21 protein-coding genes and 1 pseudogene are annotated in these 22,056 nt (G+C 72.3%); 12 read left to right on the top strand and 10 right to left on the bottom strand.

Translation table 11 applies throughout. From position 1 onward, the window contains the following. Positions 1–152: 152 nt before the first annotated feature. Positions 153–548 carry a YchJ family protein gene (locus JQN83_RS31535; protein WP_208570799.1) on the top strand — a complete coding sequence of 132 codons (396 nt, stop codon included), beginning with the start codon at positions 153–155 and terminating at the stop codon, positions 546–548. A gap of 113 nt (positions 549–661) precedes the next feature. On the opposite strand, the gene JQN83_RS31530 is transcribed toward JQN83_RS31535, so the two are convergent. The 4 genes and pseudogenes from JQN83_RS31530 to JQN83_RS31515 all read right to left on the bottom strand — a co-directional run bounded on the left by JQN83_RS31530 (position 662) and on the right by JQN83_RS31515 (position 5,557). Then, positions 662–1,936, bottom strand: coding sequence for an MFS transporter (locus tag JQN83_RS31530; RefSeq protein WP_208570798.1), 1,275 nt, complete (start codon positions 1,934–1,936; stop codon positions 662–664). A 511-nt stretch (positions 1,937–2,447) separates the two neighbouring features. Further along, positions 2,448–3,206, bottom strand: a pseudogene (locus JQN83_RS31525) (mechanosensitive ion channel family protein); the annotation flags it as partial. Positions 3,207–3,289: 83 nt separating this feature from the next. Continuing rightward, positions 3,290–4,906, bottom strand: a complete 1,617-nt coding sequence (locus JQN83_RS33980; protein ID WP_208570796.1) for a serine/threonine-protein kinase — start codon at positions 4,904–4,906, stop codon at positions 3,290–3,292. Between the two features lie 129 nt (positions 4,907–5,035). Beyond that, a complete protein-coding gene (locus JQN83_RS31515; protein WP_208570795.1) occupies positions 5,036–5,557 on the bottom strand; it encodes a MarR family winged helix-turn-helix transcriptional regulator in 522 nt (173 codons plus the stop codon). Positions 5,558–5,607: 50 nt separating this feature from the next. On the opposite strand from JQN83_RS31515, the gene pip reads away from it, so the two are divergent. The 5 genes from pip (at position 5,608) to JQN83_RS31490 (ending at position 11,193) form a co-directional block, all read left to right on the top strand. Further along, positions 5,608–6,561: a prolyl aminopeptidase gene (gene pip, locus JQN83_RS31510; RefSeq protein ID WP_208570794.1), complete on the top strand. Its 954-nt coding sequence runs from the start codon at positions 5,608–5,610 to the stop codon at positions 6,559–6,561. A 192-nt stretch (positions 6,562–6,753) separates the two neighbouring features. Further along, the gene (locus JQN83_RS31505) at positions 6,754–7,884 is read left to right on the top strand and encodes a peptidoglycan recognition protein family protein (RefSeq protein WP_208570793.1); all 1,131 of its coding nucleotides are present in this window, start codon (positions 6,754–6,756) and stop codon (positions 7,882–7,884) included. A gap of 58 nt (positions 7,885–7,942) precedes the next feature. After that, a complete protein-coding gene (locus tag JQN83_RS31500) occupies positions 7,943–9,526 on the top strand; it encodes an FMN-binding glutamate synthase family protein (protein ID WP_208570792.1) in 1,584 nt (527 codons plus the stop codon). Between the two features lie 61 nt (positions 9,527–9,587). Then, positions 9,588–10,775: a DNA polymerase IV gene (gene dinB, locus JQN83_RS31495; protein WP_208570791.1), complete on the top strand. Its 1,188-nt coding sequence runs from the start codon at positions 9,588–9,590 to the stop codon at positions 10,773–10,775. 46 nt (positions 10,776–10,821) lie between these two features. Then, complete coding sequence (locus JQN83_RS31490) at positions 10,822–11,193, top strand: hypothetical protein (RefSeq protein ID WP_208570790.1); 372 nt, start codon at positions 10,822–10,824, stop codon at positions 11,191–11,193. 62 nt (positions 11,194–11,255) lie between these two features. Here JQN83_RS31490 and JQN83_RS31485 read toward each other — a convergent pair whose 3' ends face one another. Then, the gene (locus JQN83_RS31485) at positions 11,256–12,740 is read right to left on the bottom strand and encodes an SDR family NAD(P)-dependent oxidoreductase (RefSeq protein ID WP_208570789.1); all 1,485 of its coding nucleotides are present in this window, start codon (positions 12,738–12,740) and stop codon (positions 11,256–11,258) included. 155 nt (positions 12,741–12,895) lie between these two features. Next, positions 12,896–13,537 carry a hypothetical protein gene (locus JQN83_RS31480; protein WP_208570788.1) on the bottom strand — a complete coding sequence of 214 codons (642 nt, stop codon included), beginning with the start codon at positions 13,535–13,537 and terminating at the stop codon, positions 12,896–12,898. Positions 13,538–13,824: 287 nt separating this feature from the next. On the opposite strand from JQN83_RS31480, the gene JQN83_RS31475 reads away from it, so the two are divergent. From JQN83_RS31475 to JQN83_RS31460, 4 genes are read left to right on the top strand one after another with little or no spacing between them, the layout of a single operon-like run. Next, on the top strand, positions 13,825–14,226 hold the full coding sequence (locus JQN83_RS31475; RefSeq protein ID WP_208570787.1) for a YbaB/EbfC family nucleoid-associated protein: 402 nt from the start codon (positions 13,825–13,827) through the stop codon (positions 14,224–14,226). Then, complete coding sequence (locus JQN83_RS31470; RefSeq protein ID WP_208570786.1) at positions 14,213–14,533, top strand: type VII secretion target; 321 nt, start codon at positions 14,213–14,215, stop codon at positions 14,531–14,533. The genes JQN83_RS31475 and JQN83_RS31470 overlap by 14 nt, the downstream gene beginning before the upstream one ends. Next, positions 14,530–15,846 (top strand): WXG100 family type VII secretion target, encoded by a 1,317-nt coding sequence (locus tag JQN83_RS33575; RefSeq protein ID WP_307799981.1) that lies wholly within the window; start codon positions 14,530–14,532, stop codon positions 15,844–15,846. Before JQN83_RS31470 ends, JQN83_RS33575 begins: the two co-directional genes overlap by 4 nt. Continuing rightward, entirely contained in the window at positions 15,843–16,259 is a 417-nt protein-coding gene (locus JQN83_RS31460) for a hypothetical protein (RefSeq protein WP_208570785.1), read from the top strand. The genes JQN83_RS33575 and JQN83_RS31460 overlap by 4 nt, the downstream gene beginning before the upstream one ends. On the opposite strand, the gene JQN83_RS31455 is transcribed toward JQN83_RS31460, so the two are convergent. Genes JQN83_RS31455 through JQN83_RS31440 form a run of 4 tightly spaced genes read right to left on the bottom strand, consistent with a single transcriptional unit; the run spans position 16,253 to position 20,584 of the window. After that, positions 16,253–17,269 carry a hypothetical protein gene (locus JQN83_RS31455; protein WP_208570784.1) on the bottom strand — a complete coding sequence of 339 codons (1,017 nt, stop codon included), beginning with the start codon at positions 17,267–17,269 and terminating at the stop codon, positions 16,253–16,255. The two genes, JQN83_RS31460 and JQN83_RS31455, sit on opposite strands and share 7 nt — an antisense overlap. Next, a complete protein-coding gene (locus JQN83_RS31450; protein ID WP_208570783.1) occupies positions 17,269–17,532 on the bottom strand; it encodes a hypothetical protein in 264 nt (87 codons plus the stop codon). Before JQN83_RS31450 ends, JQN83_RS31455 begins: the two co-directional genes overlap by 1 nt. Beyond that, complete coding sequence (locus JQN83_RS31445) at positions 17,529–18,014, bottom strand: hypothetical protein (protein ID WP_208570782.1); 486 nt, start codon at positions 18,012–18,014, stop codon at positions 17,529–17,531. The genes JQN83_RS31450 and JQN83_RS31445 overlap by 4 nt, the downstream gene beginning before the upstream one ends. Positions 18,015–18,043: 29 nt before the next feature. Further along, on the bottom strand, positions 18,044–20,584 hold the full coding sequence (locus tag JQN83_RS31440; RefSeq protein WP_208570781.1) for a GmrSD restriction endonuclease domain-containing protein: 2,541 nt from the start codon (positions 20,582–20,584) through the stop codon (positions 18,044–18,046). Between the two features lie 595 nt (positions 20,585–21,179). Between JQN83_RS31440 and JQN83_RS31435 the strand changes: the two genes are divergently transcribed. Together JQN83_RS31435 and JQN83_RS31430 are read left to right on the top strand one after the other, a co-directional pair. Next, positions 21,180–21,452 carry a hypothetical protein gene (locus tag JQN83_RS31435; protein ID WP_208570780.1) on the top strand — a complete coding sequence of 91 codons (273 nt, stop codon included), beginning with the start codon at positions 21,180–21,182 and terminating at the stop codon, positions 21,450–21,452. Further along, a complete protein-coding gene (locus JQN83_RS31430; RefSeq protein ID WP_208570779.1) occupies positions 21,445–22,056 on the top strand; it encodes a DUF6879 family protein in 612 nt (203 codons plus the stop codon). The genes JQN83_RS31435 and JQN83_RS31430 overlap by 8 nt, the downstream gene beginning before the upstream one ends.

Here is a 22,056-nt window from a genome sequence, read left to right as displayed (position 1 = left end):
CGGATGAGCGTCGACAACCTCGCCGACTGGATCGCCACCCGCGGCTACACCTCCTGACCCGCTACTCACACTGACCTCGGACACCGATCGGGCCGCCCCCACCCGGGGGCGGCCCGATCGTCGGTCACGGGGCGTGCGGCAGGATGGGTGTCATGGCCAAAGACGCATCCCGGCGGTCCTGCCCCTGCGGCACCGGGCTGCCGTACGACGACTGCTGCGGGCCGCTGCACCGGGGCGAGGGTACGGCCCCGACGGCGGAGGCGTTGATGCGGTCCAGGTTCAGCGCCTTCGCCGTCGGCGACCCCGCCTATCTGTTGCGCAGTTGGCACTCCCGCACCCGGCCGGGCGGGCTACGACTCGATCCCGCCCAGCGGTGGACCCGGTTGGAGATCGTGGAACGCACGCGCGGCGGCCTGCTCGACAGCACCGGCACGGTGGCGTTCCGCGCCCACTACCGCGACGCCGGGCAGCCGGGCACGGTGGACGAGCACAGCCGGTTCGTCCGCGAGGACGGCAACTGGGTCTACCTCGACGCGTTGCCGGGCTGATCCCGGCGACGCCGGTCACGCCCGGGCCCCGGGCCCCGAGCCCCGGCGGCGGGCGTCGGCCCCTCGGCAACGGCGCACGTCCGCCGCCGCCCGCTCGCCGCCCCGGTGCCGGCTCACGAAACCACCTCCACCGACGGGCGGGGCGGCGGCACCGCACCGGACCGCCCCGACACCAGCAACGCGGCGGCGACCAGCAGGTAGGGCCCGGCCGCCGCCGCGAACGCCATCGCGTGCCCGCCCGTCGCGGCGACCAGCGCGTAACCGCCGTAGGCGACGATCATCGCCAGGTCGGTGCCCATCCCGGCGAGCGAGGTGACCGTCGCCCGCCCAGGGCCGGTGATCCGGGCCTGCAACCGGGCGTCGGCGAGCACCGTGGCCAGTTGCAGGGCGCAGAACGCCACGCCGAGCAGCACGAAGCCGCCCGGATGTCGTACGACGGCCCCGCCGGCCAGCGCGACCGCGGCCAGGGCGAGCAGCGCCGCGTACCCCCGGGTGGACAGGCGCTCCGCCGTCGGGGCGAGCAGGCCACCGACGGTCATCCCGAGCCAGACCGGCAGGAGCAGCAGTGGCACCGTGGACGTCGGGACACCGGTGTCCCGGGCCAGCAGCGGGGTGTACTCGTCGAGGATGCCCCAGAGTGCCGTCACCGCCGGGACGAGCAGCACGGCTGCGCGTACCCGCCGGTCGGCGCGCGCCTCGGCGAGACCGGTGCGCAGGCTCGCCCACCAGCCCACTTCGGCCTCCGCACCGTCCGGTGGCCCGGGGACCGGCACGGTCGACGAGCCGTCGGCCGGCGCGGCGGGACGGTATTCCGGGAACCGGGTGGCCACGGCGGCGGCCAGCACACCGGCCAGCACACTCGCCGCGCCGACCGCCGGCCACCCACCGACGGCGAGGACCGGGCCGGCCAGACCGAGCGAGGCGAGCACGCCGAGCACCCCGGCGGTCCGGGCCCGGCCCATCGTGCGGGCGTACCGGCCGGCAGCGCCGAGCCGGTCGAGTTCGGTGTAGACCAACGCCTCCAGGGCGCCGGAGCCGAGCGCGCCGGCGGCACCCCAGAGCACGAAGCCGAGCGCGAACGCCCACCACGACGGCACCAGCACCCACAACGCGAAGCAGGCCCCGGTGAGCAGCGGCGCGAGGCAGAGCAGCAGGCGGCGGGAGACGGTGTCGGCCCAGGCCCCGGACGGGACCTCCAGCAGGACAGCCGTCACCGACCAGAGCACGAACAGCCCGGAGATCTGCCCGACGGTGAGGCCGGTGTCGCTGAACAGCAGGACGTACACCGGATAGAGCAGGACGAGGTCGTCGAGGAACAGGTAGCAGTAGAGCGTGGTCGACAGTCGGCGGACACGGGTGTCGGGCACCCGTGTGCGGGTGAGGGTCATCAGGGCCTTTCCACGGGACGGAACGGACGCGGGAGGTACGGCGTCCGCGGCGGCCCGCGGCTTCGGCCTTCAGGGCCGGATCAACATCGCCAGGTCATCCGCCGATGCTAGCCCGTCCCGGCCCTGGGGTCCGGCCCTGCGGGGTGCACACGGCGGCGGGGCGGGACCCGGTCCGGTCCCGCCCCGCCGCCTGCGCCGGTCAGCCTCGGGGCGTGCCCGGGTCCAGCGGGGGGATGACCATGGTGGCCTCACTGTCGGTGGTGGAGCCGTCCACCGGCCCGGCCTGGCGCGGCACCGCGACGCCTGACGCGTCGGTGGCGTCCCGGTCCGCGCCCGGCGCTGCCGGTGGGGTCGGTTCCGGGTCGGCAGGACGGGACACGACCTGGGTCTGCTCCGCCTCGTCGGACCGTGGCAGGACCTGGGTCGCCTCGGCGTCGTCGGGGCGGGTCACCACCTGGGTGCGCTCGGCGTCGTCGTCCAGCGTCGTCGGTGGGGTGGGGGTGGCGGCGGTGGGCACCGGCGGGGTGCGCTCGGCCTGCGCGTACGGGCCCAACCGGGCAGCGACGTCCTGCCGGCCCGCCTGGTAGGCACGGGCGTGGGTGGCGATGGTGCGGGACTCCTGCTCGGCACGGGTCAGCCAGGACTCCCAGCGGGCCTGCATGGGACGGATCAGTCCACCGCCGACCCCGACGACGAGGATTCCGCCGACGGTGGCGAGGACGGCGATCAGCACCGGCGTGGTGACCGCGGTGGCGACACCGATCTGGTTGAGCGCGGCGATCACCCCGAGCCCGAGGATGAACACCGAGGCGATGTTGGCCAGCACCCGGCCGTAGGACAGGCCGCCGAGCGCGCTGCTGATGATGTCCTTGACCGCGTTGGCGATCGCGGCGGCGACCACCACGATGACGATGGCGACGAACGCCCGGGGCAGCCAGGCGATCACCCCGGCGATCAGGTCGGAGATCGGGTTGGGCCCCCAGATGCCGAAGGCGAGTTGGAGGGTCACCAGCAGCACCCCGTAGTAGGCGAGCTTGGCGACGATGTCGCTGGCGTCGTAGCGGGAGCGGGCCAGGGCGGTCTTGATGCCGCCACGCTCGACGGCCCGGTCGAAGTGCACCCGCTCCAGCACCTTGTCGACGATCCTGCGGACGGCCTTCGCGATCAGCCAGCCGGCCACCAGGATCGCCACGAAGGCGACCGCCTTGGGCAGGAAAAGCAGCACCGCGCGGAGGGCGTCACCCGCCGCGTCGCCGAAGTTGTCTGTCATCCGTGGTCCTCCACCGTCAGCTCGGTCGACCCCCGAAGCTACCCCCGGCCGGTGCGCCGGAAACTCCGGTCGGGACCGGACGGTCAGCCCGAGGTGCAGGTGGGCAGCAGTGACACCACCACCGGGCCGGCGGGGGCGGAGGCGTTGCCGGCGTCGTCGACGGCGATCACCTGGACCGGGATCCTGGTGGTCGCCGGGGGCGTCGGCAGGTCGCCGAGGGTGCCCGCGAAGGTGTCCGGGCCGGTCTGGGTCATGGCGACCGTGCGGGTGGCCCCGTCGAGGGTGTAGCGCAACGACACCCGCAGCAGGTCGCCGGCAGCCCCGTCGTCGAGGGCCCGGGCGGTGACCGTGGTCGAGGTGGCCACGTCGGGGCAGCCCTTCGGCTCCACCGTGGCCGGGCTGGCGTCCACGGCCGACACCGTCGGCGGGAACACGTCGGGGGGCAGCAGCGGGCTGATCGCCGTGGCCGGTGGGGTGGGACTCGGGGTGCGTACCCGGGTGGTGGCGGCGGTGGCGGACCGGGCCGGGGTGGTGGGCGGTGGGTCCGTCGTGGTCGCCGCCGGGGTGGGGCTGCGGCTCGGTTCCGGCGGCACGACGCTGATGGCCGGGGCGGCGGCGAGCGGCGCGGGGCTGCGGGTGGTGGCGGCGGTAGCTCCCGGCCCGACGGCACCGTCGGCGAGGGTGAACGCCCCGGGCCCGCGGGCGACGTAGCCCAGCCCGACGACGCCGACCAGCAGTGCCGCGGTCAGCCCGACACCGACCAGGGCGTTGCGGGTGCCGCCGCGCCGGGGACCCGGGTGGGGCCCGGCGGGGTCGACGGCCGCCGGGTCGACGTGCCCGGGGGCGCCCTCGGGGAAGGGGAGGCAGGCGGCGAGCAGCGCGACCCGTTGGGCCAGCTGACGCCGCCCCCGTTCCTCCCAGTCCCCGCCGTACGAGCGGGCGGCGGTGTGTTCCAGCTCGGTGAGGAAGATCTCGGCGGGCTGGGTCCGGTCGGCGGGGCACCAGGCCAGGCCGTGGCGGAGCAGGTCGTGCACCGGGGCGGGGGTCGGGGTACCGGGGATCGGGGCGGCGCTGTGCTGCGCGCGCAGGGTGGCCAGGTCCCGTCCGTCGTAGGGAGGTCGACCGGTGAGGCACTCGAAGAAGGTAGCGGTGGCGGCGTAGATGTCACCGGCCGGCTCGGCGGGGGCCCCGGTCCACTGCTCGGGGGCCTGGTAGTGCCGGTTGCCGGCGGGTGGGGCGATGCCGACGTCGGTGAGCGTGGGCCACCCGTCGCGGGTGACGAGCACGTTGTCGGGGCGGTGGTCACCGTGTACCACACCGCGGGCGTGTACGGCGGCGAGCCCGGCGAGGGAGCCCTTGAGGACGCAGAGCGCGGCCTCCGGGCCGACGGGGCCGCGCGTGCGCAGCAGCTGACGCAGCGTCACCCCGTTGACCAACTCCACCACGATCGCCGCGGCGGCGTGCGTCTCGGCGTACTCGAAGAGGCGGCAGACGTGCGGGTCGTCCACCTCGACCAGCAGTCGCGCCTGCTCGCGCAGGGCCATCCGGAAGGCCGGATCGCCGCCGAGGGCCGGGGTCAGGTAGCGGATGGCGACCGGGGTGCCGGTGGCGTCGTGGGTGGCGAGCAGCACCGGGCCGGACGTGCCCGCGCCGAGCTGCCGTACCGGGGTGTAGCCGGACAACCGCCAGTCGCCGGTCACCCGCCGGCCTTTCCGGTCCGCCGGGACTGGTCACAGGTCAGGGCCACACTGATCATTCTTACCCGGCGGGAGCTGCGGTGAATCGGCGCAACGGTTGTTTCCTCGCCTCCGGTCGTCCGGCTGCGAAGATTACTTTCGGTCACCGGGTGGGGTCGGGGGCTGTCCGCCCGGGGCGAACTGCGGGGCGACGTCGGCGACGCGTTGCCGCATCGACCGCCGTCGCAGCGCGGCCAGCGCCTCGTCGACGAGGTGGCTCAGCGGGTACGCCAGCTCCGCCTCGAACCGGCGGGCGGCGGTGGCGGTGGCGGCGTACTCGGCGTGCAGGAGGGGCAGCAGGTGCCGGGCCCGGTCGGTGGGGGTGACGACGCGTTGCCGGGCGTCGACGCCGGGGGTGAGGGTGACCAGCCCGTCGGCTGCCATCCGGGCGACGGTCTGGCTGGCGGCGGAGTGGGTCACCCCGGTCGCCCCGGCCAGGGTACGGATCGACGCCGGCCCGAGGCGGTCCAGCGCGATCAGCACCGGGGTGTAGCGGGGTCGGAAGCCGGGCAGCCCGAGGTCGGCGTAGACGGCGGCGACGTCACCGTCGAGCAGGTCGAGCAGGTGCCGCAGTCGGGTGCCGAGCAGTGCGGGGTCGGACGGTTCGTCGGGCATGCCGTAATGTAACAGCGCTGTTGTATCTCGCGCTGCCGGGGAGGCCACCGATGGACGAGCGGTACCCACCGATCGAGCCCTACGACCAGGGCATGCTCGACGTCGGCGACGGCAACGCGGTCTACTGGGAGGTGTGCGGCAACCCGGCCGGGCGGCCCGCGCTGGTCGTCCACGGTGGACCGGGTTCGGGCTGCGGCCCGTGGGCCCGGCGGTACTTCGACCCCGACCGCTACCGGGTCGTCCTGTTCGACCAGCGCAACTGCGGACGCAGCACCCCGCACGCCGCCGACCCGGCCACCGACCTGCGGCACAACACCACCGCGCACCTGGTCGCCGACATGGAACGGCTACGCGGGCACCTGGGCGTCGACAGGTGGCTGCTCTACGGCGGCTCGTGGGGCTCGACGCTGCTGCTGGCGTACGCGCAGCGGCACCCGCAGCGGGTGTCGGCGATCGTGATCGGGGCGGTCACCACCACCCGCCGGTCGGAGATCGACTGGCTCTACCGGGGTGTCGGCCGCTACTTCCCCCGCGAGTGGGAACGGTTCCTCGCCGGCGGCGGCGTCGGCCCCGACGACGACGTGGTCGGCGCGTACGCCCGGCTGGTGCAGGACCTGGACCCGGCGGTGCGCGAGCGGGCGGTGCGGGACTGGTGCGCCTGGGAGGACGCGGTGGTCTCCGCCGAGGGGGTGGGCAACCCGTACGGTGACCGCCCGTCGGCCGAGCGGACCGCGATGGTGCGGATCTGCGCGCACTACTTCTCCCAGGGGGCCTGGTTGGCCGAGGGTGAGCTGATCCGGCACGCCGGTCGGCTCGCCGGCATCCCGGGAGTGCTGATCCACGGCCGGGTCGACCTGGGCAGTCCGCTGGCCACCGCCTGGGCGCTGCACCGGGCCTGGCCTGGTTCGCGGTTGCAGGTGGTCGAGGGGGCGGGTCACTTCGGCACGGCGCAGACCCGGCGGCACCTGCTGGCCGCCCTGGACGACTTCGCCGTCGCCGACTGAGCGGTCGACCGGTCCATCCCCCGACGGCAGGACATTCGGACGGTTCTGCCCGGCACGCCTCGGAGACGGGCAGAATCGATCGATGCCGCCCTCTAGCGCCGACCGCCGGAGTGGCAATATCCTCCATCACAAGCGGGATAACTGGAGCTAGTTTTCGTCGTCAGCGCCGCCGTCGCTCGCCGAGGAGATGCCATGTCCGTCGTACGCCCCGCACTCGACCGTCGTACGCTGCTGCGGGCCGGTCTCGGCGCGGCCACCGTCACGGTCGTCGGGTCCGACCTGGCCCTGCCGGGCGTCGCCGAGGCCGCCCCGGGCGCGGACCTGGACTGGATCATCGACTGCGACGAGTGGGACGCCCGCCCGCCCGCCGACCCGCTGTCGGTCAGCACGATCCCCACCAACAAGATCATCGTGCACCACATGGCCTTCCCGAACGTCACCGACTACTCCCGCGAGCAGGCGGTCACCCTGGCCCACGACTGCCAGGACCTGCACATGGACGGCAACGGCTGGTCCGACACCGGCCAGCACTTCACCGTCAGCCGGGGCGGGTACGTCCTGGAGGGACGGCACGGCAGCCTGGAGCGGTTACGGGCCGGTGACCGGCAGATGGTCTCGGCGCACTGCCCCGGCGAGAACGGCCGGGCCATCGGCATCGAGAACGAGGGCACCTACGTCACCGACACGCCGCCGCAGGCGCTGCTCGACTCCCTGGTCCGGCTCTGCACCACCGTCTGCCGGCAGTACGGCCTACACGCCCACGACATCTTCGGCCACTGGGACTTCCGCGCCACGCTCTGCCCCGGCGCGCAGTTCTACCGCCTCTTCCCCGGCATCCGCCGGCAGGTCGCGCACCGGCTCGGCACCCGGGCGGGCGAGGCACCGGCCCGCCGCTGGCCCGACCTGTGGCGCTTCGTCAACGCCCCCGGCGTCCAGGTCGCCCAGTACCTGCTGGCCCACCGCGGCTACCCGGTCACCCCGAGCGGCACGTTCGACGCCGCCACCGTCGCCGCGGTCGGCGACTGGCAGGCCCGCAACGGCATCCCGGTCGACGTCGACGCCACCCTGACCGCCCCCACCTGGGAAACCCTCGCGCCCGAACTCGACCGCAACGCCACCGGCCTGCCCGTGCAGGCGGTGCAGTTCATCCTGAACTGGAAGGGCTACGCCGAGGTCACCGTCACCGGCGGTTACGACCCGGCCACCCGCCGCGCCGTGCAGGACCTCCAGGCGCTGCACGGACTACCCCGCACCGGCACGGTCTCCACCGAAACCTGGTGCGCCCTGGTCGGCGGCATCGTGCGGCAGTCGCTGCGGCACTGACCACACGCCACACCGCCAGGCTGTTTGGGCGACGGCGGCAGCGGGGAGTGTGGCCGGCATGACGTGGGCCCGCCGCACCGTACCCGTGATCGCCGCCGCCGTCGCCGGCCTCGCCGCCCGGGACGTCCTCCAACGTGACCATGCGCTGCTGCGCAACTTCCCGCTGGTCGGGCGGGCCCGCTACCTGCTGGAGGCGATCGGCCCGGAGCTGCGGCAGTACATCGTCGCCGGCAACGACGAGGAACGCCCGTTCACCCGGGACCAACGGCGGTGGATCTACGCCTCGGCCAAGCAGGAGAACAACTACTTCGGCTTCGGCACCGACAACGACATCGAACGCAGCCCCGGCTACCCGATCATCAAACACCGCACGTTCGCCCGGACCGTCCCGTCGTCGGTGCCGACCGCCGGACACGACGTACGGCTGCCGGCCGCCAAGGTGCTCGGCGGGCCACGCGGCCGGGCGAAGGCGTTCCGCCCCGGGTCGGTGGTCAACATCTCCGGGATGAGCTTCGGCTCGCTGTCCGGCAACGCGGTGTCCGCCCTCAACCAGGGGGCGGCGCTGGCCGGCTGCCTGCAGAACACCGGCGAGGGCGGGCTGTCGCCGTACCACCGCCACGGCGGCGAGTTGGTCTTCCAGCTCGGTACGGCGTACTTCGGCTGCCGGGACGCCCGGGGCAGGTTCGACCTCGCCCAGTTGCGCGACCTGGTGGCCGGCGCTCCGGTGCGGGCCCTGGAGATCAAGCTCAGCCAGGGTGCGAAACCCAGCCTGGGCGGGCTACTGCCGGGCGCGAAGGTGTCCGCCGAGATCGCCGCCACCCGGGGCATCACCCCCGGGCAGGACTGTGTGAGCCCGTCGCGGCACGCCGAGTTCTCCGACTGCGACAGCCTGCTGGACTGGGTGGAGCTGCTGGCCGCCGAGACCGGGCTGCCGGTCGGCATCAAGTCCGCCGTCGGCGACCTGGGGTTCTGGGAGGAGCTGACCACGCTGATGCGCGAGACCGGCCGGGGCGTCGACTTCGTCACCGTCGACGGCGGCGAGGGCGGCGAGGGCGGCACCGGTGCCGCGCCGCTGATCTTCACCGACTCGGTGTCGCTGCCGTTCCAGCAGGGCTTCGCCCGGGTCTACCGGACCTTCGCCGAGCAGGGCCTGCACGAGCAGACCGTCTTCGTCGGCGCGGGCAAGCTCGGCCTGCCGGACAACGCCGTGGTGGCCTTCGCACTCGGCTGCGACCTGGTCAACGTGGGCCGGGAGGCGATGCTGGCGATCGGCTGCATCCAGGCCCAGAAGTGCCACACCGACACCTGCCCCACCGGCGTCGCCACCCAGAACGCCTGGCTGGCCCGGGGCCTGGACCCGGCCCGCAAGTCGGTGCGGGCGGCGAACTACATCGGCACCCTACGTCGGGATCTGGTGAAGGTCGCCGAGGCGTGCGGGGTGGAGCATCCGGGGCTGATCGACACCGACGCGGTCGAGATCCTCGACGGCCGGACCTCGGCCCGCCCCCTGCGGGAGGTCTACGGCTACCAGCCGCAGTGGGGGTTGCCGTCGGCGGCCGACCGGGCGGAGATCGCCCGGCTGATGGCCGGCGAGGCACCCCGGGGTGGCAGCGCCCTCCCCTCGGCCACCGCCCAGCGCTGACCCGCGACCCGAACCGGGCAGCTCAGCACCATTTTTCGAACATCTGTGCGAACATGGTTCGGTGTCGACCGGAGCCCGCATCCTGCACGCCGACCTGGACGCGTTCTACGCCTCGGTCGAGCAGCGGGACGACCCCCGGCTGCGCGGCCGGCCGGTGATCGTCGGCGGCGGGGTGGTCCTCGCGGCCAGCTACGAGGCGAAGGCGTACGGCGTGCAGAGCGCGATGGGCGGCCGGCAGGCCCGGCGGCTCTGCCCCGGGGCGGTCGTGGTGCCGCCGAGGATGGCCGCGTACACGGCGGCGAGCCGGGCGGTGTTCGCCATCTTCCGGGACACCACCCCCTGGGTGGAGGGGCTCTCCATCGACGAGGCGTTCCTCGACGTGGGGGGCCTGCGCCGGCTCTCCGGATCACCGGTGCAGATCGCGACCCGGCTGCGTCGGGCGGTGCGCGAGCAGGTCGGGCTGCCCATCACGGTCGGGGTGGCCCGGACGAAGTTCCTCGCCAAGGTCGCCAGCGGGGTGGCCAAGCCGGACGGCCTGCTGGAGGTGCCGCCCGACGGCGAGCTGGCATTCCTGCACCCGCTGCCGGTGGAACGGCTCTGGGGTGTCGGCCCGGTCACCGCGGCGAAGCTGCGCGCCCGGGGCATCCGGACCGTCGGCCAGGTGGCCCGCCTCGACGTTCCCGCCCTGGAGTCGCTGCTCGGCGTCGGCGCGGGCGGGCACCTGCACGCGCTGGCCCACAACCGCGACCCACGGCCGGTGCAGGTGGGCCGGCGCAGGTCGTCGATGGGCGCCCAGCACGCCCTGGGGGCCGGGCCGCACTCCCCCGCCGACGTCGACGCCACCCTGTCCGGGCTGGTCGACCGGGTGGCCCGCCGGATGCGGGCCGCCGGCCGGGCCGGCCGGACGGTGACCCTGCGGCTGCGGTTCGCCGACTACACCTCGGCCACCCGGTCCCGGACCCTGCGCCGGGCCACCGACCGGACGACACCGCTGCTGAACACCGCCCGGTCACTGTTGCGCGCCGCCCAGCCCGAGCTGACCCGACGCGGGGTCACCCTGATCGGGGTGGCGGTGGGCAACCTCGACGACGCCCCGGTGCAGCCCGAACTGCCGTTCGACGCCGACCGGGACGTCGAGCTGGACACCGCCGTCGACGCCGTCCGGGACCGGTTCGGGGCGGCGGCGCTGACCCGGGCCACCCTGCTCGGCCGTCGCCCCGGCCTGGAGATGCCCCGATTGCCCGACTGATCCGTCGGGGCTTCCCCGGCGCCGCCGGCTCGGGCATGCTGGATCGATGGGAGAGGTACTGCCGATGCCCAGCTTCGGTGACCTGTTCACCGACGTACGGGGCGACGAACGGACGATGCGGGTCAGCTACCACCCGGAACGCGGAGCAGTGGTGCTGTCCCTGTGGAGCGGCGTGACCTGTCGGGGTTCGTTCCGGATGGCCCTCGACGACGTGTCCCGGCTGCACGGCCTGCTGGCCGAGATCGGGGCCTCGCTCGCCCCGACCACGGTGCTGCCGGCCGTCCCGCCCGCCGGTGGGCCACCCGACCCGGTCGACGCCGCCGCCCGGGTCGCGCCGAGGTCACCGGTCGTCGACCAGACCGGCGACATCTCGGGCACCATCCACCGGGGCGTGCTGCCGGTCCCCCGGGTCGCCTGACCCCGGAGGCGGCCGTCCCGGGCGCGACCACGGCCCCGGCTCCGGGTCGGCCCGCCCACCGCTCACCAGGCGCAGGGCGCGTAGTCCTTGAGGAAGCAGCCGTAGAGTTCCTCGCCCCGCTCGCCACGGACGATCGGGTCGTACACCCGGGCAGCCCCGTCGACCAGGTCCAGCGGGGCGTGGAAGCCCTCGTCGGCCAGGCGCATCTTCGTCGGGTGCGGACGCTCGTCGGTGATCCAGCCGGTGTCGACGCTGGTCATCAGGATGCCGTCGGCGCGCATGTCCTCGGCGCTGGTGCGGGTGAGCATGTTCAGCGCCGCCTTCGCCATGTTGGTGTGCGGGTGCCCCGCCCCCTTGTAACCCCGGGCGAACTGCCCCTCCATCGCCGACACGTTCACCACGTACGCCCGCCCGGTCGGCGCCGCGGCCAACGCCGGCCGCAGCCGACTGACCAGCACGAACGGGGCCGTGACGTTGCACAGCTGCACCTCGAGCAGCTCGACCGGGTCGACCTCGTGCACCCGCTGCACCCAACTGTTGGTGTCCCCGAGGTCGGGGGCGAGCCCACCGGCGTCGATGGCGGTGGCGGCGGCGATCCGCTCCGGCGTGGCTGACCGGCCGGTCAGCGCCAGCGCGGTGAGGGCGTGCGGGGCGATGGCGGCCGCCGGCACGGTCCCGTCCGGCAGCGCCAGGGTGACGCCCCGGCCGCCGGTGAAGGTGAGCAGCTCCGGCAGCGGCCCCTCGGGCAGCGCCGCCGACTCGGCGGCGACCAGGTGGGCGTACGCGCCGGGGGTGCGGCGTACCGTCTGCGCGGCGTTGTTGATCAGGATGTCCAGCGGGCCCTGCGCGGCGACCGAGTCGGCCAGCGCCACCACCTGGGCGGGGTCGCGCAGGTCGATGCCGACCACGCGCAGCCGGTGCAGCCAGTCGGCGCTGTCCGGCATGGCGGTGAAGCGGCGGACCGCGTCGTGCGGGAACCGGGTGGTGATCGTGGTGTGCGCGCCGTCGCGCAGCAGGCGCAGCGCGATGTACATGCCGATCTTGGCGCGTCCCCCGGTGAGCAGCGCCCGCCGCCCGGTCAGGTCGCACCGTGCGTCGCGGCGCTCCCGGTTGAGGGTGGCGCAGTCGGGGCAGAGCTGGTGGTAGAACGCGTCGACCTGGCGGTAGCGGGTCTTGCAGATGTAGCAGCCGCGCGGGTTGATCAGGGTGCCGGCGGAGTCACCGGCGGTCGGTGAGGCGAGCGGGATGCCCTTGGTCTCGTCGTCGATCCGGCCCGGTGCACCCGTCGCGGTGGCGGCGGTGACCGCGCGGTCGTGGGCCAGGACGCTCTCCCGCCGCTCCTCGCGTCGCCGCTGCTTCACCATCTTGAACAGCCGGGCGGTGGCCCGCTGCACCCGTACCACGTCCGGGTGGTCGCTGGGCAGCGCCTCCAGCGCCGCGAAGACCCGCAGCGCGACCGCCAACTCGTCCTGGTCGACACCCGGGGTGCCGGCGTCGCGCCCCCGGCTGTCGGCGTTGCCCGATTGTCCGACGTTGTCCACCGTCATGTCCGCTATCGTCCCGCCCTGCCATCCGGGGCCGACCGCCGGCCCGACCCGGGAACTCTACGCACCCGGGGCGGGCCGGCGCGACGCGCGGGGCTCGGCGTCGGCGGCGAGCCGGGCCACGGCCCCCGTTCGGGGCCGCAGCCGGAGCCCGCCGATCAGGGCAGCCTGATGCTCCTGGTGTTCGGGAAGCTGTAGGGGCAGGATGCCGAGGACCCGGTGCCGACCACGACATAGCCGGCCGGGATCGGCGAGGCCGAACAGATGGTGGTGATGCCCGTGGTGGACGGGGTGGTGATGGTCCAGGTGTTGGGGAAGCTGTAGGGGCAGGACGCCGACGACCCCTGCGCGATGATCACGAAACCGGACGGCAGGGTGGACGCCTTGCACATCACGCTCGCCGAGCCGGTCGGCGGGATCTTGATGGTCCAGGTGTTGGGGAAGCTGTACGGGCAGGACGCCGACGACCCCTCGGCCAGGATCACGTAGCCGGTCGGCACGGCGGAGGCCTTGCACATCACGGTGGTCGAGGTGGTGGAGGGCGTGGTGATCGTCCACGTGTTGGGGAAGCTGTACGGGCAGGACGCCGACGAGCCCTCCGCGATGATCACGTAGCCGGCGGGGATCGGCGAGCTCTTGCAGATCGTGGTGGTCGCGGCGCTGGCTGGCGTCGCGACGGTGAGCGTGGCGGCGACCCCCGCGACCAGCACGGCGAGCAGGGCCAGGACGGCACGCAGCGGGGTGGTCGTCCCCGGGCCCCGCCGCCGCAGCAGTGGGCTGATCCGCTCGGTCCAGTTCATGCAGGGGTCCCTTCGTTCAGGCGCGTGACTACCGAGGGCATCGTCGCCGGCACGCGCTGTGAGCATAATGGACGGTGCGGCACCCCCGGACAACCCCCGGATCGTCGCGCCCCAGTCGGGAAGCCGACTCGACACCCCGCGTCGCGGCCGTCCGCCGAGACCGGTTCCGACGGGACACTGCCGTGCGTAACCGGTTGGTACGGTGTCGGTGACCACGGTCCGCCGTTGACCGAGGCGTCCCGGCCCGACCGGGCCGGCGTCGGTGACTGTCCCCCGGGGAGGGTGGAATGTGGGCGGATGAGGCGGCCCTGGACGCGGCGACCCGCCGACTCGACGGGTGGGAGGCGTCGTTCACCGACCGGGCGGAGCGGGCGCAGCGCCTCGCGGCCCAGGTGCACACCCTGACCGGCACCGCCCGCAGCCCCGACCGGACCATCGAGGTCACCGTCGACCCCACCGGCCTGCTGGTCGACCTGCGGCTCGACGAACAGACCCGGCGACACTCCGCAGCCCACACCGCCCGGCAGATCATGGCCACCGCCCGCGCCGCGCGCACCGACCTGCTGCGGCAGCTCACCGAGGCCACCACCCGGGTCCTCGGTGCCGACGACCCGACCGCCCAGGCGATCATCGCGGCGCACCGGCAGCGCCTCGACCCCGGCCAGGACACCCCGGATGCTCACCGGTGACGGCATCCGGGTCGATCCGGACGACCTGACCACGCACGCCGCCCACCTGGACCGCTGCGCCGACAGCCTGGACACCGCCCGACAGGCCGGCCACCACGTCCGGCTCGACGCTGATGCGTACGGGCAGCTCTGCGCGATCATGCCGACGCTGCTCGGCGGCCTCCAACGGACCCTGGTCGACGGCGTCGACACCGCCGCCGGATCGGTCCGCGACACCGCCGGCAAGCTCCGCCGCAGCGCCGAGAGCTACCGGGCCGCCGACACCCGCGCCGCCCGACAACTCGATCAGATACGGGACCGCCGGTGACCGGCAACCCGCTGGTCGCCACCGCGTCGGACGCCGACCCCAGCGCATGGGCCGGGATCTGGATCTGCGAGGACATCGAACTCATCGCCCAGGGCGTCCGCACCGGCAGCTGGATCGACGGCAGCCTCGGCGTGGTCAGCGCCGGCCTGGATGCCCTCGCCCTCGTCTCCGACCCGGTCGGCGCGCTGCTCCAGTACGGCATCGCCTGGCTCATCGAACACGTCAAACCCCTCAGCGAGGCCCTCGACTGGCTCGCCGGTGACCCCGCCCAGATCACCGCCCACGCCCAGACCTGGCGCAACGTCGCCGCCGCCCTGCGCGCAGACGCCGCCGAGTTGACCCACGCGGTGCGCACCGAGGTCGCCGGCTGGGGCGGCGACGCCGGCACCGCCTACCGGGCCTGGGCCACCGAGCAGCACCAGGCGATCACCGGCCTCGCCCGGGGCGCCGACACCCTCGCCGCCGCCACCGAGGGCGCCGCCGGCCTCGTCGCCGCCGTCCGGCTCCTCGTCCGCGACGCCATCGCCGCCTGCGTCTCCCGCCTCATCGTGTACGCGGGCGAACTGCTCGCCACCGGCGGGCTCGCCACGCCGTGGGTGGTGGAGCAGGTGACCACGCTGGTGGGATCGTGGGCGGCGCGGATCGCCCGGCTGCTGCGCGGGCTGCTGGCCAGCCTGCGGCGGTTGCTGCCGGAACTGCGCCGCCTCGGCGACCTCATCGAGAAACTCAAGCAGGCCCTCAACCGGCTCACTCGGATCGGTCCGACCGACCGGATGGGCAGACGCCGCGACTGGGCTGATCCGCGATCCCGACCGACGCGCCCGGAGGCGCTGCCGGACTCCTATCTCGCCGCCGGTGATCCGGTCTACCACACCGACCATTCCACGAGCATTGGGTACGACGCTCGCACGATACGGAACATGGAGAAGGTTCTGCCCCTGGACGGGCACCACGACGTCGTCGTCCACGGCACCGACAAGGGCTACTTCATCCCCGGTAAAGTCTCGGCCGAGGGGGCGGACATGGACGGGAACCCGACCAGCGCAGCACAGATCGCCACGGCGCTCAGAGACAACCCGGACTATCACGGAGGACCGGTGCGGCTGGTGTCCTGCTACTCGGGCTCGATCGATCCCAAGTTGATCGACGCCGTCCCGCTCGGGCAACAGGTCGCTGACGCGCTCGGGGTACCCGTGGTCGCGCCGACGAAGCGGGTCGGTACGGAACGATGGGCGGCTGCTCCCGAGCCGCCCATCGTCGAAGCCGGCGGCAGCTGGAGGGTCTTCGAGCCTCGGCCAGAGGAGCACCGGTGAAGACTGCGGGCTTCTTCCGAGAACTCGGGCCAGATCCGGTCGAGGTCTACACCGAGAGCATCCACGCCCAGCTGGCTCCACGTCCGCTTCCCGATGCCGATCGCGTGGTCCGATACCTGCGCGACGGACACGGCCTGATCGACGTGATGGGCGCAGAGTCGGATGCCCTCGGCAGCGGCCGGCATATCGTCGGCGGAGCTTCCGTGCTGACGGACGGGGAGTGGCTCTGGCGCGACGATCTGCGGTTCTACGTGGAGACCTACCACGCACGCCTCCCTGAAGACTTCCTGGCCGCCATCCGGGCGAACAACTATGAAATTCCTGAACTACGGGTCGAGGATCTTCGCGCAGCTGGAAAGGAAGCGATGCGGCTCCTCGGCTACCACCGACCTCCCAGCCCGGCACTTCACTGATGGTGAGCCCGACGAAGCCGATTGCGCCGGTCCGTGGTTAGGTCGGCGGCTTCCGTGAAGCGGTCGGTCACGTCGATTCCGTTACCCAGGTAGTCACCGAGCCTGATCCGTACTCCGTTCCGGACCACTTCGGTGCCCGCTCCGAACGACTCCGGCATCCGGCGGGTACGCCACCAGCGCAACGACTCCCCCGCGGCCCGTTTCTGCCGCTTGAGGTCCGCTTCCGCCTCCATGACGTCCGCATGCCGCCCCTCGACGACCTCCACCAGTTGGGCACCGGCACACAGGTGTTGCCGTACCCGGCTCGCCCCGCCGACGCCGAACTTCAGTAGTCCGCGGTGCCGCACCAGATACAGCAGGTACGGCGTGTCCCGCAGCGCGGCGAAGGTCCGGTCGTCGGGCTCGGGCGGGCACTGGGCGCAACTGCGGTCACGCAGCCGTTGCCACGAGCCGCAGCGCAGGTGCAGGCCCCAGGTCCCGTGCGAGAAGGGTGCCTGCCGTTCGCCGTACCACGGTAGGCCGTGGACGTCGCCGGCCAGGTCGGTCCAGCCGTCGCGGCGATGCCTGTCGAGTTCCTCGCCGAGAGTGATCGCGGCCTGGAACTCGGCGGCGTCCCGGGTGGGGATGATGTCGGTGTCGGCCAGGCCGGCGAAGTGGCGTACCCGGTCCGCGAGCGCGGGTTCGTCCGGTAGCCGGGTCAGCAGGCGTGCCCCGGCGGCCAGGCTCAGCCCGGCGGATCGCTCGTCCAGGCAGATGTGGCACCGGGTCCGCCAGCCGGTACGGCAGACGCGGAGGCTGCCGCAGTTGCGGCACTGGTAGACGTCGATGCCCCCGCCCGGCAGCAGACCGAGCGGTTGCATCTGGTCGGCGACCAGGTCGGCGCAGGGTCGGCAGTGGGCGTACCAGGCGATGTCCGGCCCTCGCTGGCGGGTGTTCGCCCGGCCGTGGATGGTGTCGCCGCAGTTGACGCAGACGCGCTGCGTCGGACGAACACGCGACCTCGGTGCCATCATTGGCCGCTGTCGGTGGAGCGCCGCTTGCGGGCCGCCTTCGCCTGTGGGGTCCCGCCCCGGCCGCCCGCTGTCCAGGACACCTCGCTGTACGAGTCCCACCGGGCGTCGAGTGCAGCCGCATTGCCAAGTCGGTCCGGTATGACGGCGAAGTCGCCTCCGATCGCCCTAAGCTGCATCCACACCGTGTTGATGATGTCGGCGTATTGGTCTTCCTCCACGCCGCGGAGGCGTACCGTGAACTCCCAGTTTTTCTTGGTCATGACTGACGGCCTCCAGCGGCGAACGACAGGTAGGGGCTGGGCGCCGTGTCCGAGTGCTTGGCGAACAGCAACGTCGGCGCCCGGGCCGCCGCCTTCTCCAACGTGGGCGTGAGCTGCTCGATGGCGACGGCGTTGCGGACCTCCAGCGCCCGGGTCGCGGTGCTGACGTTGTAGAGACGCTTCGCCGCCCAGGTGTACGCCCCGTCGTGCGGCACGACGTTGAGCAGTAGGAACGTGTCGCTGCCATCGTCGGGGGCGAGCACGACTCCGCGCCAGAAGTCGTTGATCCGGATGGTCCGCATGCGGGGATCTCGCGCGTTGTGCACCGACTCCAGGTGCAGGCCCTTGTCCGCGTGAAGTTCGGCGATGGTGAGTTGCTGGAACTTCTCCATCACCTTGCGGACGCCGGCCCTGACGGGCTTCTCCAGGACGTCGAAGTTCTGCCAGAAACTGTTAGCGAAGGCGAGCTGCGGCACGGGCACCCTCCAACGGTGACGATTCGAGGCGGCGGTCAGTCGACGACCGGATCTTCCGAGGTGGATGGTTGTGCCTGGTCAAGAAACCAGCGGAGATGGTCGAGCAACGCCTCACGGGCTTCGACGTCGGCGAGGACCTCCAAGGGAAAGCCCGGGCGCAGGGCGAGCCTGGCGGCGGCGATGTTCACCCCCGGCAACTGGTTGAGCCGCTGCCGAAGCTCCTCCCGCAGGACGATGTCGTTGAACGGCGTGCGGACGCTGAGGTGCTGGAACACCACCTCGAACTTTCCACCCGGGTAGATGACCACCGGCCAGATGCTGCCCAGCTCGTGTTCCCTGCGCCGGGCCATCAGGAAACAGGACGTCTCCGCGCCGGTGCCGTAGGACAGGGTGCCGCCCATCGCGGTCCATGCCTCGAGCAGGACGACCGTGGCGGTGGACACTGCCGGAGTCTGCCGAGCGGTGACCTGTTCAAGGAACCGTTCGGCGTAGGTGCCGTTCCGACCCGGCCGGTGCCGGAAGGCCCGTTCGGGCAATTCCTCCGACGTGATGCCGGCGAGCTGTGCCAACTCCTCGGTTCCGATGCGCTGCCCCTGGTCGGCGCGGCCGTTGCGGTCGAACGTGACGCCTTCGGCACGGAGCACCTCGCGCGGGTCGTCGGTGCGGTCCGGTTCGAGCCACCGGAAACCGGGCGCGATCGTCCCTTCGACCTGCAACACCCGGTGCGCGTTCGGGGCCGGGTGGTTGGCCAGCCGCGTCCCGACCGGCATCGGCGCGGTGCCGACCAGGGCGGCCAAGTCGCCGTACGTCGTCCAGGAGCCAGCGGGCAGCTCGGACAATGCCTTGATCATCAGGTCCCAGGGCACCTCGGACTGGTTGCCTGCCTGCGCGGTCGGCCCCGGCCAGGAGTTGATCACCCGCTCGGCGAGTGCCTCGGCGCGGGCGTGGATCTCCGGGCGCCCCCACCGGGGCTGCGCCACGATCTCCTGACTCAGCCTGATGCCGCTTCTCTTCAGCTTGTCGCGCTTCTCCGCGAAAGGCTTGTTGCCCAACTCCTGGTTGTAGCCGGTGAGGGTCAGGTTCCCCAGCGTGTGCACCAGCGCCTCGTACATCTCGTCGAGGTTCTCGTCCGTCCCGAGGTCGGCGGCGAGCATCTGCCGCCACTCGTCGGTGAGCGTCTGCGGCAGCACATGCTCGATGGTCGCCTTCTCCAACGAGACCGGTTCCTTGCTGCCATAGGACTCCTCCAGCCAACGCAGCACGAGGCTGCGTTGGGGTGCCCGGCCGTGCAGGTAGAACGGAATGGACCGAACTGCGGAACGTACGGCGGCGTCGGTGGCAAAGTGCTTACGCCCGGTCGACAGGTACGCCCGGACCGCCTCGTCTACCGGCAGACTCTTGCTCATCTCGGTGACGATCGAGAGCAGGATCCGGTTGATGTTCATGGTGCTGCGCCCGATGATCAGGCGGCGGACGAAGAAGCTCTCCACGTACAGCAGGGCCGAGGCGACCTGTTCGGAGGTCGCCGTGCCGCCCTCCCGACGGTCGAGCAGGTGCAGTGCCAGCGGGTAGACGGTGGTGGTGCCCCACGCGCTGAGCCGCTCCAGCCGCTGCCGTACGCCCGGGTCCTGTTCCTCGGTGGGGTGCAGGATCAACCGCAGCAACGCGCCGAGGCGGCTGAACCGCTGCACCTCGGCTTCGACGTCCGCTTCGGTGCGCAGCTTTTCGAGGCGTTCCTGCTGGGACGAGTACGTGTCGGTCTGCTTGACCTTCGGGTTGGCGTGGACCAGGTCGAGCCAGAAGAGCAGGACCAGCTCCGTCGGGGTGAACCGCTGCTGCAGCGGCAGCCAGAGCGACTCGTAGACGACCGGTCCCCGGTGGGGCAGCCGCATGAAGATGTAGTTGCGCAGCAGGTCGGCCTGGGTGAGGGTCAGCCCGGTGTTGTTCAGCGACTCGAAGATCCGGTAGACGTTGTCACCGGGCTTGGCGGTGATCGCCACCAACGCCAGTCCGGTGATCACGGCACTCTCGATCTGCTCGATGGCGATCGGTTCCTCGGCACCGCCGAGGTCATCCAGCGCTTTGGCGAAGAACCGGTAGGCCCGGCCCACCGCGTCGTCCCCGCCGACGTGCGGCGTCGACTTCACACAGGCCGTGTACGCGTTCCGGTCGGCCTGGGTGGGGACCAGCTTCAACCAGCGCTGCTCCTCGAACGGGTTGGTCAGGTACTGCTGGTCGAGTCGGAGCCGGTGTTTCGGGTCTTCGTGCTCGGCGCGGTGGTCGCGGATGGCGCAGAGCAGGATGGTCAGCGTGGTGAGCCGCTGCTGGCCGTCCACGACCAGGTATTCGGCGACGCCGACCGGACCGATGGCCGGGCTGGGCGCGAGCACGAGCGAGCCGATGAAGTGGGTGGCCCCCGGGTGGTCGGCCCGGTCCCTGGCGAGCTGGCAGACGTCATCCCAGATCCGGGCGAATTGAAGCTCGGTCCACGAATAGGTCCGCTGGTAGAGCGGCACCTGATATTGCTTCGCCCCCTCCAGCAGACGTTGCAGTGTGGTTTCCTGCGCCGTGACCATGCTGACCCCGTCCCTTTCGGACCCGTCCCTGAGCCGGCAAGACAACCAGATCAAGGACCGACGGGGCAAACGCGCATTACCGCGATCCCGCGTGCCGTAAACCGCCGAAGGAGATGCCGCCGTGGATGTCGCGTGCCTGGACGACCGGGCCGCTGACATCACCGGAGACCGAGTTCACCACCCCGCCCGTACTCGCGACGAGGACGGCCTCCACCTTCGCCCACCGGTTGCGGAACTCGGCGGCGAAGCCCGGTCGCGGCTCACCTCCTCAGCCAAAACCGCAGCCAGCAGTTGGGTAGCCGCCGGTGAGGGCTCGTGGAACGCACCCTCTATCGCTGCTCGCGCCGCCGGCTCGCGCCGGAAGCGTTCGCGCAGGAATGTGACCAGGGAGCCCACCGCTTCCCGGCCCCCCTGCGCCAGTTGCGTGGTGCCCCAGGTGACGAGGGTCGTGGCGGCGGCGAGCATGATCGGATCCGTCATTCGGTTCTCCTCGAATGCGTCTTGCGTCGGAAACACGACAGCTGGCGCAGCAACGAAATCAGCCAGTTCGATAATACGGTCGACATTTCATCCACGATCCCACCTGGAGGGCCAGATGAGTGGGAACCGTTGGCAGGCAGACACCTCTGCCGAGCTCACTCGGCGGTGGGGAAAGTCGTCGCACGAGTTGGGTAACACCTCAGGCGACGGAAGCTGCCCGGACATCTGGGAGCTGAGCAACGGGGACGTCGCGATGATCGGACACGACGCCACCGAGGAGTATCGCGGCCGGCTGCCCGACGGGGTGTCGATCGACCCGGGCGAGCGCCTGATCATCGTTCCCCGTTCCACCGCTATCGCCGCGAAGGTGGATATTCCCGATGCATGACCTTCTCGGCGGCGATCCCGGCGAGCAGCTCGACCTGGCGGACTACTGGTCAGACTTCGAGGAACGGTTCTGGAAGACGGCGGCACCGGGGTTCTGGAAACTGGAACGGCAGCAGACGTTCAAGGAGCCCGGCGACGAGGGCTGGCGGGCCTTCACCGAAGGTCGTTGGGCCGACTCACTACGCATTCTGGAGGGTCGTCGCCCCGAGTTCGCCGACTACTACCGTCGGGTCGCCGAGAACGGCTTCGCCACTCGGCGGGTACGGGTCGTCGACGAGCCGCTCACCCCGTACCTCCAGTGGGAGTTGCACGTGCTGCGGCTGCGCCACGAGTACGGCGGCCTGACCCGGGTGGTCGACTCGGCCCGGGTCGCCAGCGCCGAGTCGACCGGCGTGCTACCGGAGATCTACACCCTGGGCACCGAAGTCATGTACGAGGCGGTGTACGACGCCGACGGGGTGCTCGCGGCGGCCCGACGCTGGCGCGACCCGGAGCTGGTGGCGCGTTGCCAGACGTTCATCGAGTCGCTCTACCGCGACGGCGAACCACTCGATGCGTTCTTCGCTCGCGCCGTGGCGCCCCTGGAGCCACCGCGGATCGACTGA

Source organism: Micromonospora antibiotica, from assembly GCF_017599305.1.
Classification (GTDB): Bacteria; Actinomycetota; Actinomycetes; order Mycobacteriales; family Micromonosporaceae; genus Micromonospora; species Micromonospora antibiotica.
Note: the sequence above shows the minus strand (reverse complement) of the source record. Positions and strands in the feature narration are given on the sequence as shown.